This is a genomic window from Demequina lignilytica (genome assembly GCF_030418375.1).
GTDB lineage: Bacteria > Actinomycetota > Actinomycetes > Actinomycetales > Demequinaceae > Demequina > Demequina lignilytica.
On record NZ_JAUHPZ010000009.1, the window covers coordinates 29,367 to 43,324 of the forward strand.

Consider the following 13,958-nt stretch of genomic DNA (forward strand, 5'->3'; position numbering starts at 1 on the left):
GATGGGGAAGCTCGTCCTCTACCGCCTCGGCTTCGCCGTGCCGCAGCTGCTGGTGGTGTCCGTGCTCGTGTTCTCGCTGACGTACCTGGTGCCCGGCAGCCCGGCGGCGGCCATCCTCGGGGTGGCCGCCACGCCGGAGTCGATCGCTCAGGTGGAGCAGCAGCTCGGGCTCGACCGCCCTCCGCTCGAGCGGATGGTCGAATGGTTCGGCGGCCTGCTCACGGGAGACCTGGGCACCGCCTACCGTTCCGGCCTGCCCGTCACCGAGATGCTGGCGCAGAGGATGCCCGCGACCCTGTCGATGATCCTCGGCGGGATGATCGTCGCCCTCGTGATCGGGGTGGGTGTCGGTGTGTACACCGGCACCCGCCCCGGGACCACCGCCGACCGGGTGCTCACCGGCGGCACCGTGCTCGGCATCGCCATCCCCGAGTTCTGGCTCGGCATGATCCTCACCACGGTGTTCGCCTCCTGGCTCGGCTGGTTGCCGATCGTCGGCTGGGTGCCCCTGAGCGAGGACCCGCTGGGGTGGCTGCGGGGTCTGATCCTCCCATCGCTCACCCTGGGGCTGACCGGCGGCGCGATCATCGCGCGCCAGACGCGCGCCGCGATGGTGAGCGCGCTCGCCGCGCCCTACACGGACACCCTCACGGCGGCCGGAGTCTCCCGCGGTCGCGTCCTGTACCGCTACGGCGTCAAGAACGCGCTGGTGCCGGTGCTCGCCTCCGCGGGCGTGGTGTTCGCGATCCTCATCGGCGTCAGCTTCGTGATCGAGCGGGTGTTCTCCTTCCCCGGGCTCGGTTCCCTGATGCTCACCAGCACCATCGGCCAGGACTTCCCGGTCGTGCAGGGCGTGGTGCTGCTCACCGCGACGCTCGTGATCGCGGTCAACCTGCTGCTCGACATCTGCTACGGACTCATCAACCCCCAGGCGAGGCCCGCATGACCGTCCCCACCGTCGGCGCACCCGCCGCATCGTCCCCCACCGCGCGCCAGGCCGCGGGACCCCGCCAGCTCTGGGGGCGCCTGCGCCACCAGCCGCTCACCCTCGTGTCGGCGATCGTGGTGCTGGGCGTCGCCGTCGTGGCCGCGTTCGCCCCGCTGCTCGCCCCGTACGCGCCTGACGACACCGACTTCACCGCGGTGTTCTCGCCGCCCACCGCCGACCACCTGCTCGGAACCGACGACCTCGGCCGTGACATCCTCAGCCAGCTGATCTTCGCCGCGCGGACCGCCATGGTGGTCGCCGGAGGATCGGTCCTGGTCGCCATGCTGATCGGAGTGCCGTTCGGCCTGATCCTCGGCTACAAGGGCGGCTGGTACGACCGCATCGGCTCGCGAGGCATGGACGTCGCCGACGCCCTTCCCGGGATCATGATCGGCTTCGTCGTGATCGCCATCCTGGGTCGCGGCATGCTCATCCTGATCTTCGCGATCGGCCTGATCTTCTCCATGAACTTCGCGCGGGTGGTGCGGGCGATCACGCTGACCGAACGCAAGAAGCTCTACGTCGAGTCCGCACGCGTGTCGGGGCTGAGCCATCGCCAGGTCATCTTCGGCCAGGTGCTGCCCAACCTCGCTGGCCCGCTCGCGGTCCAGGGTGCGGTCTTCCTCGGCAACGCCATCAAGGTCGAGGCGGCGCTGTCCTTCCTGGGCCTGGGCCTGCCCGACGATCAGCCCTCCTGGGGAGGGATGCTGCGGTTCGCCGCCGAGCACCAGGCGGACCACCCGCTGATGGCGATCCCGCCGGGCGTCGCGATCGTCGTGACGGTGCTCGCGTTCAACCTGCTCGGCGACGGCATCAACGACGCGCTGTCGGGACGCCGGCGGACCCGTCGCAAGGCGCGCAAGGCCCAGCGCCTCACGTTGGCGGCCGTCGAGGCCGCCCGGGCGACCTCCCGGGCGGAGCACGACGCGCGCGTGGCCGCCGCGGTCGCCGAGCGCGACGTGGTGCTCGACCTTCGCGGCGTGTCCGTGGCCCTCGACCGTCCCGCCGGCGAGGCGGTGCCGCTCCTCGACGACGTCCACCTCACGGTGCGCCGCGGCGAGGTGCTCGGGCTGCTGGGCGAGTCGGGCTCCGGCAAGTCGATGCTCGCGCGCGCGACGCTCGGGATGCTGCCCGCCGGGGTGCGTCTCGAGGGCGGCCGGGTGCTGCTCGACGGCACGGACCTCACCGCGATGTCCGACAAGCGGATGCGGGCGATCCGCGGCAGCCGGCTGGCGGTGGTGTTCCAGAACCCGCAGTCGAACCTGTCGCCCGTGCATACGGTGGGCCGGCAGCTCACGGACCCGATCCGCGCCCACCACGGGATGTCGAAGCGGGACGCCCGTGCGCGCGCCGCCGAGCTCCTCGAGCTGGTTGGGGTCGATGACGTCCAGCGGCGCCTCGATCAGTACCCGCACGAGTTCTCGGGAGGCATGGCGCAGCGCGTCGCGATCGCCATCGCGATCGCGGGCGACCCCGACGTGCTCATCCTCGATGAGGCGACCTCGGCGCTGGACGTCACCACGCAGAGCCAGGTGCTGGACCTGGTGCTCGACCTGCGCGAGCGGCTCGGCATGGCCGTGATCGCGATCACCCACGACCTGGGCGTGGTGGCGGAGACCTGCGACCGCGTGGCCGTCATGTACGCGGGCCAGATCGTGGAGAAGGGCGCCATCGATGCCGTGTTCGACCGGCCGCGTCACCCCTACACGGCGGCGCTGCTCGCCGCGCACCCGGCGATCGACCGCGACGTCGACCGGCTGCCCACCATCCCGGGCCGGGTACCGCTCGCGGGGGAGTGGCCGCTCGGCTGCCATTTCGCGGGCCGCTGCGCCTTCGCCACCGAGCGCTGCCTCGAGGCGCCGGTCGCGCTGACCGAGGACGTGCGATGCGTCCGCACCGACGAGGTCGTGCTGGAGGGTGCGCACCATGACTGACCGACCGCTGCTCGACGTCCGCAACCTCACGGTGTCCTACGACGTGGGCGGTGCCGCCGCGCTCCGCCGTCGCAAGGTCGACGTGGTCAAGGACGTCAGCTTCCACATCGGCGCCGGTGAGACGTACGGGCTGGTCGGCGAGTCCGGCTCCGGCAAGTCGACCACCGGGCGCGCGATCCTGCGCCTCGCGCCCCTGTCGGGAGGCGTGGTCGAGTTCGACGGCACGGACATCACCACCATGGGCCGCGAGGCGCCGCTCAGCTATCGGCGCGACGTCCAGGCGGTGTTCCAGGACCCGGCCGCGTCGCTCAACCCGCGCCATCACGTGGGTCGCGCGGTCACCGATGCGCTGCGCCGTCACGGGGTCAAGGGCCGTGCGGCCCGGCACGACCGCGCCGTCGAGGCGTTCGAGCAGGTGGGCCTCTCGGCCGCGCATCTGCAGCGCTTCCCGGCGGAGATGTCGGGCGGCCAGCTGCAGCGCGTCGCGATCGCGCGAGCCCTGTCCCTCAAGCCGCGCCTGGTGATCTGCGACGAGGCGGTCGCGGCGCTCGACCTGTCGACGCAGGGGCAGATCGTGAACCTCCTCGCCGACCTCCAGGCCGCGAGCGGGGTCAGCTACCTGTTCATCGCGCACGACCTGGGCGTGGTGCGGCACATCTGCGACCGCATCGGCGTGCTCAAGAAGGGCGTCCTCGTCGAGCAGGGCGGCGCGGCCGAGCTGTTCGCGGACCCCCACCACCCGTACACCCGGACGCTGCTCGCCGCCAGCCCGGCGTCCCACCCCGAGGGCCGGGAGGAGCGTCGCGCCGCGCGCGCCGCGCGACGGGAGCGCGGCGACCAGCCGGCCCCGGAGGGCGACCTGGTCGCCTCCCGCTGACCTGACCCTGTCCCCGGCCGACGGTCCGGATCCCGGAAGGAGGCTCGGCATGACCGCCGACCACGACATCGACGGCTCGTTCTCGACCGCGCGCGTCACGGCGCGGGAGGAGGCCGTCACGCTCTCGCAGGACTCGTACACCGCGTTCCTGTACCCGCTCGACGATGAGAAGCTCGCGCCGTGGCGGGGCATGGGCGTCGACGAGTTCTCCGCCATCAAGCGCAGCCCGGACTTCGTCCAGGCGCTCCTGGGTGACTGGCGGTCGCTCTACGAGCAGCCGTTCGTCGGCATCACCACCGGGGGTGTGGTGCGCGACGGCGTGCACCCGCTGGGTGAGGCGCGTCCGAACGATCCCGAGCCGGTCGACGCGGCGCGGGTGCTCGTGGACCTGCTCGATGCTGAGCGCCGGGAGGCGCTGCTGCACGATCTCGACGCGCCCGACTGGCGCGCCTGGTCCAACCCCGAGTTCGTGATCCACCGCGTGGGACTGCGGCTCGAGGAGCAGGACGATGCGGTGGTCGAGGCCGTCCACGCGCTCATGCGGGCGTCTCTGAGCACCGCGGGCTACGCCCGCGCCCGCGAGGCGATGGAGCTGAACGGCTACCTGGGGGAGCTGACCGGCCTCGAGACGCTGATGAACGACCGCTCCTACTGGATCGCGCTGTACGGCACCCCCTCCGTCGACGCGCCGTGGGGCTGGCAGCTCTTCGGTCATCACCTCGCGCTCAACGTCGTGTTCGTCGGAGGGCGCCAGGTGATCGCGCCCGTCTTCATCGGTGCGGAGCCGGCGCTGTCGGACGGCGAGCGCGCCCCCCTGTTCGACGCGCGCGAGCGGCTGGCGATCGAGCTGGCGGAGTCGCTCTCGGCCGAGCAGCGCGGCGAGGCGGTCGTCTACGCCACCGTGCTCGATCCCGCCATGCCGGAGGGCCGCGTGCACCCGGCGGACGAACGCCACCTCGCCGGGGCCTTCCGCGACAACCGCGTGATCCCGTACGAGGGGATCCGCGCGGACCGGCTCACGTCGGCGCAGCGGGTGCTGCTGCGCGCGATCGTGGAGGACTTCCTCCTGCTGCTGCCGGACGCGCAGCGCGAGCGTGCGCTCTCCGAGGTGGCCGACTATCTCCCCGAGACTCATCTTGCCTGGTACGGCGCCACGGATGGATCGCAGCCGTTCTACTTCCGTATCCAGAGCCCGGTGATCCTCGCCGAGCTCGACCACCACGCGGGAGTCTGGCTGTCGAACCGGGTGCCGCAGCGCTTCCACGTGCACACCACGCTGCGCCTGCCGAACGGCAACGACTACGGCAAGGCGTACCTGCGGCAGTGGAGGGCCGCCCGCCCCGCGTGACCCAGCCGGGACGTGCCAGAATGGCGCGACTCCCGCGCCCGCCGGCGCGCATCGTCCCCCGTCGCGAGAGGCCTCCCCATGACGTACACCCCGCACGCCGCCCACCTGGTCGGCTCGATCAACCTGCCCGATGCCGAGACCGTGATGCGCACGGCCGCCGCGGAGCTGGGCGACCGGCTCGCGCGCATGCCCGACGGCGAGGTGGGCGACCGCTTCCACTGGGTGGCGTTCCAGCCCGACCGGATGGCGCGCACCCCCGGCCTGGAGCGCGAGGGCGACCACCCGATCATGGTGGGCACGCTGGACATCAGGAAGATCGCGGTGCCCGCCGGCCTCGACCTCCAGACGCTCGAGCTCGCGCCGCTCGGATACGCCGAGGCGGCGCTGGAGTCGTGGGCCGTGTTCTCGCGGCTGCAGGGTGAGGGCGTGATCCCCGCACGCACCCGCTTCCAGGTCTCCCTGCCGACCCCGGTCGGCGTGGTGGGCTCGATGGTCGCGAAGGACGACCGCGAGCGCTTCGAGCCGGTCTACGAGCGCGCGCTGTTCGCGGAGCTGGCGCAGATCCTCGCGGCGATCCCCCACGAGCGGCTCGCGATCCAGTGGGACAACGCCCTCGAGTTCGGCTACCTCGAGGGTGCGGGGTACCGGGGCTCGACGGATCGCGGCTGGTTCGGCGAGGACATCTGGGCCGCGCTGGCCGAGCGCGCCGCGCGCCAGGCCGCGCAGGTGCCCGCCGACGTCGCGCTCGGCTACCACCTCTGCTACGGCGACATCGGCGAGAAGCATTACGTCGAGCCGACCGACGCGGGGTTCCTGGCCCGCTTCGCCCAGATGCTGATCGACGTGGCCGACCGCCGCATCGACTGGATTCACCTGCCGGTGCCGATCGAGCGTGACGACGAGGCCTACTTCGCCCCGCTCGCGTCGCTCCAGCTCCCCGCGGGCACGGACCTGTTCCTGGGCCTGGTGCACCGCCAGGACGGGGCGGAGGGGGCGGGGCGGCGCATCGTCGCCGCGCGGGCGGCGGTGCCGGAGTTCGGCATCGCGACGGAGTGCGGCATCGGGCGGGCTCCCGCCGACGCCGTGGCGGGCCTGTTCGCGCTGCACCGCGAGGTGAGCACCCCGCTCTGAGGCATCCCGTGGCTGGCCGGCGTCAGGCCTGGGCGGCCCTGTTGCGCTCGGCGTCCTCCATCACGGCGGTGAGGTTGTTGAGCTCGTGGCGGCGGGCGGCGGTCTCGATCATGTCCGCGTCCGCGCCGCCCTCGATGAGGTCGATCAGCTGGTCGTGCTCGGTGAGCGAGGCCAGCGCGCGCCCGGGGGCGTAGAAGAAGGCCGAGCGCCGGATCAGCTCCAGGCGGCTCCACTCGTGATGGACCATGCCGGTCAGCCGCTCGTCGTCGCAACGCGAGCACAGCAGCTCATGGAACTCGCGGTTCATGCGCCCGAAGTGCGAGGTGTCGAAGTTGGCGAGAGCGTCGCGCATGGCCTGGTTGAGCCGGCGCGCCTCCGCGATGTCGTCGGACGTGAGCGACGGGGCGGACAGCGACGTCGCGAGCCCCTCGATCCGGGCGAGGAGGCGCAGGGTCCGCTGCCACGCGTCGGTGTCGAACGTCTTCACCAGCGCGCCGACGTTGGGCACGATGTCCACCCAGCCCTCGGCCTCGAGGCGCCGCAGGGACTCCCGCCACGGCACGGAGCTGATGCCGTGCTCGCGCGCGAGCTGGTCGATCACGAGGCGGTAGCCGGGGCCGTAGTGCCCGTCCATGATCCGCGCCTTGAGGATCTCGTAGGCCTGGTCAGCCTTGCTCACGGCCACTGCCGGGCCTCCTTCTCGCTGCGTCGTCGGAGCGGTGCGCGACCGTGTGGTCCCGCCCGGCCCGCGCTGCGATCGTATCGCACATCACATCGGATCTGACGGCGTCGTGCCTGCGACGTGCCGGATCAGCTGGTCCAGCGCGGGCTCCCGCCTGGCGTCCGCTCGCACCAGCAGGAGCGCGCGGAGGGGCGACGGCTCCGGCGTGATCCGCCGCAGGGTGAGGCCGAACCGCGCGAGGCTCGCCAGGTCCGGGTCGGGCAGCACGGCGCGCGCCAGGCCCGCCTCGACGAGCGGCACCGAGGTCTGGATGGTCTCGACGGTCCGCACCCGTCCGGGGACGATGCCGTGGCGCCGGAAGGTCGCGTCGATCGCCTCGGGCAGGCTGGGCACGGCGGCCGTGCCGCGCGGCATCACGACCGTCGCCCCGTCGAACGTCGCGAGCGGCAGCGGATCCGGGGCATCGTCCGCGCCCGGGGGGAGGGCCGCGACCAGCGGGACCTCGCCCCAGTCGATCACCTCCAGCTGCCCGCGATGGCGCGACGCGAAGCGGCGCGCGTCCGCCACCAGGATCGCGGCGGCGTCCACCCGACGCTGCTGGAGCATGTCGATCGCGGTCCACGGCGGCGGGTCGATCAGGCGCACCTCGACGTCGGGCGCCGCGGCCGCATGCGCGCGCAGCAGCGTGGGGATCCGGTGCCACAGCAGCGCGGGGACGGCCGCCAGCGTGAGCACGCCGGCGGTGCCCGCCCCGAATCGTCCGAGGCTGGCGACCATCTCGTCGACCTCGCCGAGCACGCGGGAGGACTGGTCGAGCAGGAAGCGCCCGGCCGAGGTGGGCTCGACCCCGCGGGAGGTGCGCTCGAGCAGCGTGACGCCGAGCTCCGCCTCGAGCTTCGCGATCGCGACGGACAGCGGGGGCTGGGACATGTGCAGCCGCTCGGCGGCCGCGGTGAGCGAGCCCGCCTCGGCCACGGCGGCGAAGTAGCGGAGGTGCCTGAGCTCCATGAGGACGATGCTATCGAGCAACCTCCGCCATACACCAGATGTATGGCTGAGAACGCCTTCGATAGTTCCCCGCGGCGCCCGGCACGGCGATGCTGAGGGCATCGGTCAACGACGATCACCCCAGGAGCCCCCCATGACCCTGCCCGTCACCAACCACGACCCGGCGTTCGAGATCACCCGCGCCAGCCACGTCCGCATGGGCTGCACCAACCTCGAGAAGAGCCGCGACTTCTACCGCGACACGGTCGGGCTGGTGGTCACCGAGGAGACCGACACCGCGATCTACATGCGCGGCCTCGAGGAGGCGTGCCACCACTCGCTCGTGCTCGAGTGGACGCCGGAGGCCAAGGCCCACCGCGTCGGCCTGCGTGTCAAGCGCGAGAGCGACGTGCTGAACGCGGAGAGGTACTTCAAGGCCGTCGGCATCGAGCACGAGCGGGTCGAGGTCGATCACCAGGGTCCCACCCTGCGCTTCCGCGACCCCGTGGGCACCCTCATGGAGATCACCTCCGAGATGTCGCTGGTGGAGCGCAGGATGGCGGCGTTCGACGAGTTCGTCGCGGGCGCGCCGCAGCGGCTCGACCACTATCAGGTGGTCACCTACGACGTGCAGGAGGCCACCGACTTCTGGACCGGCCTGGGCATGCGCATGTCGGAGTACACGGCCAAGGACGGCACCGACGAGCTGTGGGGCTCGTGGATGGAGGTCAAGGGCAACACCCACGACCTGGTCTTCACCAACGGCCGCGGACCCCGCCTGCACCACTTCGCCTACACGGTGCCCGACGCGACCCACATCATCCACGCGGCGGACGTCGCCGGCGCGCGCGGCTTCGGCCAGGAGATCGATCGCGGCCCCGGGCGCCACGGCATCTCGAACGCGCTCTTCCTGTACCTGCGGGACCCCGACCAGCACCGCATCGAGCTGTTCACCACGCACTACCAGTTCATCGACCTCGAGGACGAGCCGATCCGCTGGGATGTGTCCGACCCGCGTCGCGCCCAGCAGTGGGGGATGCCGGCCTCGCGTCGGTGGTTCTTCGAGGCGAGCGAGTTCCCGGGCGAGGTGATCACCGAGCCGATGCTCACCGCCACGCCCGATACGCTCGAGGACTACCTGGCCATTCACTGAGAGGGCCCGCATGACATCGCTGTCCCCGGAGCTCCGCTCGCTGCTCGAGCGGGTCCCCACCGCGGGCCTGTCCGCGCAGCTGCGCAAGCGCGGCTACGAGTCCATCCACCTCGACGGCGTCGCGTCGCTCGTGCCCGGCCAGCGCCTGGTCGGCACCGCCCGCACGCTCAGGTACATCCCGCATCGTCCCGACCTGTTCGCCGAGCACGCGAGCGGCTACAACGCCCAGAAGCGGCTCTTCGACGCCGTCGGTCCGGGCGACGTGATCGTGATCGAGGCGCGCGGCGACGCCACCTCGGGCACCCTGGGGGACATCCTGGCGCTGCGCGCGCAGACGCTCGGCGCCGCCGGGATCGTCACCGACGGCGGGGTGCGGGACGCCGCCGCCGTGGCCGAGGCGGGGATGCCGGTCTTCGCCGCCGGCGCGCACCCCGCGGTGCTGGGCCGCCGCCATGTCCCGTGGGAGGCGGACGCGACCATCGCCTGCGGCGGGGCCTCGGTGCAGCCGGGCGATGTCATCGTCGGCGACGCCGACGGCGTGGTGGTGATCCCGCCCGCGCTCGCGCAGGAGGTGGCCGAGGCCGCGCTCGCGCAGGAGGACGAGGACGCGTGGGTCGCCGCCCGCGTCGCCGAGGGCCACCCGCTCGACGGGCTGTTCCCGATGGACGCGCGGTGGCGCGCGCGCTACGAGGAGGACCGCCGTGGGGCTTGACCGCGCGACCATCGACGCGATCGCCGAGGAGCTCGCGCAGGCGGAACGGGACCACGCCGTGATCGAGCGCATCACGGCGCGCTACCCGGACGCCCGGGTCGAGGACTCCTACGCGATCCAGGGCGTGTGGCGCGACAAGGCGCTCGCGGCGGGTCGGCGCATCGCCGGCCGCAAGATCGGCCTGACCTCGAAGGCGATGCAGGCCGCCACCGGGATCACCGAGCCCGACTACGGGGTCATGTTCGAGGACACCGTGTTCCCGTCGGGCGCCGAGCTGCGGCATGCCGACTACTCCAACGTGCGGATCGAGGTCGAGCTCGCATTCGTGCTGCGCGAGCCGCTCCAGGGTCCCGACTGCACGCTCGCGGACGTGCTCGCCGCCACCGAGTCCGTGGTGCCGGCGCTCGAGGTGCTCAACAGCCACATCCAGCTCGAGGGCCGGACCATCGTGGACACCATCTCCGACAACGCCGCCTACGGGGCGATGGTCGTCGGCGACACGCGCGTCGCGCCGGAGGACGTGGACCTCCGCTGGGTCGCGGCGCTCCTGGCGCGCAACGGCGAGATCGAGGAGACCGGCGTCGCCGCCGGCGTGCTCGGCCACCCCGCGACCGGCGTCGCCTGGCTCGCCAACCGCTTCCATGCCCACGGCGACCGGCTCGAGGCCGGCGAGATCATCCTCGCGGGCTCGTTCACCCGGCCGATGTGGGTGCACCCGGGCGACGAGGTCGCCTGCGACTACGGACCGTTGGGGGTCGTGACATGCCGCTTCATCTAGGTCGTCCCATGCGCGAGCGGCTGGCCTCGGCCGACCGCCCGCTCGCGGGCATGTGGGTGTGCTCGGGCTCGCCCGTGGTCGCCGAGATCTGCGCGGGCGGCGGGCTCGACTGGCTGCTGATCGACATGGAGCACGGACCGAACGGCCTCCCCGAGGTGCTGGCCCAGCTGCAGGCGGTCGCCGCCTACCCGACGGTGCCCGTGGTGCGCGTCCCCGCGAACGACCCGGTGCTGCTCAAGCAGGTGCTCGACCTGGGCGCCCAGAGCGTGCTGGTCCCGATGGTGAGCAGCGCCGCCGAGGCGCGGGCCGCCGTCGAGGCGGTCCGCTACCCGCCCCGCGGACGCCGCGGCGTGGGATCGGCGCTCGCCCGCTCGGCTCGGTGGAACCGGGTCGACGGCTACCTGGACGATGCGGACCGCCACGTGTCGCTGATGGTGCAGGTGGAGACGGCGGCCGCGGTCGAGGCGGCCGGCGAGATCGCGGCGGTCGACGGTATCGACGCGGTGTTCGTCGGTCCCAGCGACCTCGCCGCGTCGATGGGCCTGCTCGGGCAGCAGACGCATCCCGAGGTGACCGCCGCGGTGCTGCGGGCGTTCGACGCCGTGCGCGCCGCGGGCACGCCCGTGGGCGTCAACGCGTTCGACCCGGCCGTCGCAGCGTCCTACGTCGAGGCGGGTGCGTCCTTCGTGCTGGTCGCCGCGGACGTCGCGATGCTGGCGCGGGGATCGGAGGCGCTCGCCGCGCGCTGGTGCGCCGAGGATCCCGACGAGCGGCCGTCCTACTAGGACGGACCCGTCGCCGGCGTCACGCGAACAGCGCCTCGCCGACGAACGCGCCCCCGTCGGAGCCCAGCGTCGCGCCCGCGGGCACGCCCGGGGGGATCGCGAACAGGGCGGAGCCGGTGGTGCGCAGGTACTCGATGGTCATGACGTCGTGGCTCGACAGGGCGTTCTGGATCGGCACGAACTGGGTCGCGGGATCGCGCACGTAGGCGAGGAAGAACAGGCCGGCGTCGAGGCGCCCGAGGTCGTCCGCGCCGTCGGTGAAGTTGTAGCCCCGGCGCAGCATGCGCGCCCCGCCGTTCGCGCTGGGGTGCGCGAGCGCCACGTGCGAGTCGGGCCGGATGAGCGGCTCGCCGTCGCGTCCCGTCACCGTGAAGTCGGGCTCCGTGAACTCCGAGCCGCCCGACAGCGGCGCTCCCGAGCCCTTGGTGCGACCGACGTCCGACTCCTGCTGCTGTAGCGAGGTCCGGTCCCAGTTCTCCGCGAGGATCCTGATGCGGCGCGCGACCAGGTACGAGCCGCCGGCCATCCACTCCTCGCCGTCGTCGGCGGACGCCCAGACGTGCTCGTCGACCAGGTCCACGTCCTCGGCGCGCAGGTTGGCGGTGCCGTCCTTGAAGCCCATGAAGTTGCGCGGCGTGTCCTGCGCGCGCGTGGTGGAGGACGTGCGGCCGAAGCCCAGCTGCGTCCACCGGATCGCGGCGTCGCCGAACGCGATCCGCGAGAGGTTGCGGATCGCGTGGACGGCGACCTGCGGGTCGTCCGCGCACGCCTGGATGCACAGGTCGCCGCCGACGTAGCGCTCGTCGAGCGTGTCCCCGGAGAACTTCGGCAGGTCGATCAGCTGGGCCGGGCGGCGGTCCGCGAGCCCGAAGCGGTCGTCGAACAGGCCTGGCCCGAATCCGAAGGTGATGGTCAGTCCCGAGGCGGGCAGGCCGAGCGCCTCGCCCGTGTCGTCCGGGGGAGCGGCGTACGCGCCGCCGGCCGCGCCCGAGCCGAGCTCGGAGCCGGTCATGAGGGTCGCGGCCGCCTCGGTCCACTTGCGCAGCAGCGAGATCACCCGTGCGCGCGAGTCCGTGGTGAGGTCGAAGGCGGCGAAGTGCAGGCGGTCCTGCTGCGGCGTGACGATGCCGGACTGGTGGGTGCCGAAGAAGTCGTACGCGTGGCGCTGGAGCGGGTCGGCGGTCGCGCGCCCGGCGGCGAAGCCGCCGGCTCCCACGGCGGCGACGCCGGCCGCGGCGCCCACCGTGCCCAGCACGGCGCGCCGGGACATCCCGCGGCGAGGCGCCGCATCGACCGGCTCCACGGCGGCATCGGGGGACGCGCCGACGGGCGCCGAGGTGTCCTCGGCGCCCGTGGCGGGGTGCTGCTCGCTCATGCGGTGAACCCTAGATGACCGCCGCGGCGGTGAGGCGCGACAGCGGCTCGGCGAGCGCGTCGACCGCGCGGGCGAGCTCGACGATCTGGTCCTCGGTGAGGTCGGTGTAGAGCACGAAGCCCTCCTCGATCGAGCCGTACTGCGCGAGCAGCTCGTTCAGCTCGGCGAAGCGGGAGTCGAGCTCCTCGACCAGGTCGGGGTCGGTCTCGGCGGTGACGTCGCGGAGCACGCCGAACGCGACCGCGGCGCCGTCGACGTTCGCCTGGAAGTCCCACAGGTCGGTGTGCGACCAGATCTCCTCCTCGCCGGTGATCTTGCCGGCCGCGACCTCGTCGAGCAGCTCCTTCGCGCCGTTGCCCACCTGGAAGGCGTCGATGGTGAAGTCGTCCGCGTTCACGCGCGCGGCGAGCTCGGCGGTGTCGGCGGCCAGCTTGTCGGCCAGCTCCTGACGCTCCGCGTCGGTGAGGTCGTAGCCCTCGGCCGGCGGCCACAGGTTCTTCTCGATGCGGTGCCAGCCGGTCCACTCCTCGCCCTCCGCGAGGTCGGCCTCGCGGGCGTCCATCATCGGGTCGAGGTCGCCGAACGACTCGGCGACGGGCTCGATCCGCTCCCAGTGGACGCGGGCGTCGGCGTAGAGCTCGCGGGCGGTGTCGTCGTCGCCGGCGACGTAGGCCTCGAGGAACGCGGCGGTCTTCTGCTCGAGCGTCTGGATCTGGTCGCGCACGTACAGCAGGTACGAGTCGCCGGCGGCGGTCAGCTGCTCGGCCTTGTCGCCGGAGATGACGTCCTCGCCCGAGTCGGTGACGGTGAAGGCGGCCTGGATGCCGTCACCGACCATGCCGGGCTTGCAGGCGGTCAGGTAGTCGCCGGGGCCCACCTGGACCACCAGCTGGCGGGTGATGCCCGGGCCGATGTTCTCCACCTCGGAGATGATCCGCAGGCCGTCGGGGGCGAGCAGGTAGAACTCCGTGACGTCGTCGCCGTCGTTGGTGACGTCGAAGACGATCGTGCCGGACGGCGCCTCGGTGGCCGCGACGTCGCAGGCGTCGGCGGTCGAGGACACGGCGATGGTGTCGCCGTCCGCCTGGGTGTTGGGCACGCAGGCGGCGAGCGCGAGGGCGGACACGGGGATGGCGGCGACGGCGCCGAGGCGCGCGAGGGCGGGGCGAGGCATGGTGATCCTTCGTCAGGGGTGAGCGGGGTGGAGA

Annotated in this window: 12 protein-coding genes and 1 pseudogene; 9 read left to right on the plus strand and 4 right to left on the minus strand. The window is 72.7% G+C overall.

What is annotated here, in order from left to right:
- Window position 1: 1 nt before the first annotated feature.
- From QQX13_RS11430 to QQX13_RS11450, 5 genes are all read left to right on the plus strand, one after another.
- Window positions 2-946, plus strand: a complete 945-nt coding sequence (locus QQX13_RS11430; protein WP_301121423.1) for an ABC transporter permease — start codon at window positions 2-4, stop codon at window positions 944-946.
- Entirely contained in the window at window positions 943-2,922 is a 1,980-nt protein-coding gene (locus QQX13_RS11435) for a dipeptide/oligopeptide/nickel ABC transporter permease/ATP-binding protein (protein WP_301121421.1), read from the plus strand. Before QQX13_RS11430 ends, QQX13_RS11435 begins: the two co-directional genes overlap by 4 nt.
- Window positions 2,915-3,799 carry an ATP-binding cassette domain-containing protein gene (locus QQX13_RS11440; RefSeq protein WP_301121418.1) on the plus strand — a complete coding sequence of 295 codons (885 nt, stop codon included), beginning with the start codon at window positions 2,915-2,917 and terminating at the stop codon, window positions 3,797-3,799. Before QQX13_RS11435 ends, QQX13_RS11440 begins: the two co-directional genes overlap by 8 nt.
- A 49-nt stretch (window positions 3,800-3,848) precedes the next feature.
- Complete coding sequence (locus QQX13_RS11445) at window positions 3,849-5,147, plus strand: DUF3500 domain-containing protein (RefSeq protein WP_301121416.1); 1,299 nt, start codon at window positions 3,849-3,851, stop codon at window positions 5,145-5,147.
- Window positions 5,148-5,225: 78 nt separating this feature from the next.
- Window positions 5,226-6,278 carry a hypothetical protein gene (locus tag QQX13_RS11450; protein ID WP_301121414.1) on the plus strand — a complete coding sequence of 351 codons (1,053 nt, stop codon included), beginning with the start codon at window positions 5,226-5,228 and terminating at the stop codon, window positions 6,276-6,278.
- Between the two features lie 22 nt (window positions 6,279-6,300).
- Here QQX13_RS11450 and QQX13_RS11455 read toward each other — a convergent pair whose 3' ends face one another.
- On the minus strand, window positions 6,301-6,957 hold the full coding sequence (locus QQX13_RS11455; RefSeq protein WP_301121412.1) for a GntR family transcriptional regulator: 657 nt from the start codon (window positions 6,955-6,957) through the stop codon (window positions 6,301-6,303).
- A gap of 90 nt (window positions 6,958-7,047) precedes the next feature.
- Entirely contained in the window at window positions 7,048-7,968 is a 921-nt protein-coding gene (locus tag QQX13_RS11460) for a LysR family transcriptional regulator (RefSeq protein ID WP_301121410.1), read from the minus strand.
- 133 nt (window positions 7,969-8,101) lie between these two features.
- Here QQX13_RS11460 and hpaD point away from each other — a divergent pair, with 133 nt between their 5' ends.
- From hpaD to QQX13_RS11480, 4 genes and pseudogenes are all read left to right on the plus strand, one after another.
- Window positions 8,102-9,100, plus strand: coding sequence for a 3,4-dihydroxyphenylacetate 2,3-dioxygenase (gene hpaD / locus QQX13_RS11465; protein ID WP_301121408.1), 999 nt, complete (start codon window positions 8,102-8,104; stop codon window positions 9,098-9,100).
- 16 nt (window positions 9,101-9,116) lie between these two features.
- Window positions 9,117-9,812 (plus strand): annotated as a pseudogene (locus QQX13_RS11470) (RraA family protein); the annotation flags it as partial.
- The gene (locus QQX13_RS11475) at window positions 9,802-10,590 is read left to right on the plus strand and encodes a 2-keto-4-pentenoate hydratase (RefSeq protein ID WP_301121406.1); all 789 of its coding nucleotides are present in this window, start codon (window positions 9,802-9,804) and stop codon (window positions 10,588-10,590) included. The pseudogene QQX13_RS11470 and the gene QQX13_RS11475, both read left to right, overlap by 11 nt.
- A complete protein-coding gene (locus QQX13_RS11480; RefSeq protein ID WP_301121404.1) occupies window positions 10,575-11,375 on the plus strand; it encodes an aldolase/citrate lyase family protein in 801 nt (266 codons plus the stop codon). Before QQX13_RS11475 ends, QQX13_RS11480 begins: the two co-directional genes overlap by 16 nt.
- Before the next feature lie 19 nt (window positions 11,376-11,394).
- Here QQX13_RS11480 and efeB read toward each other — a convergent pair whose 3' ends face one another.
- Complete coding sequence (gene efeB, locus QQX13_RS11485) at window positions 11,395-12,750, minus strand: iron uptake transporter deferrochelatase/peroxidase subunit (protein WP_301121402.1); 1,356 nt, start codon at window positions 12,748-12,750, stop codon at window positions 11,395-11,397.
- Between the two features lie 10 nt (window positions 12,751-12,760).
- Window positions 12,761-13,924: an iron uptake system protein EfeO gene (gene efeO, locus QQX13_RS11490; protein WP_301121400.1), complete on the minus strand. Its 1,164-nt coding sequence runs from the start codon at window positions 13,922-13,924 to the stop codon at window positions 12,761-12,763.
- Window positions 13,925-13,958: the final 34 nt, after the last annotated feature.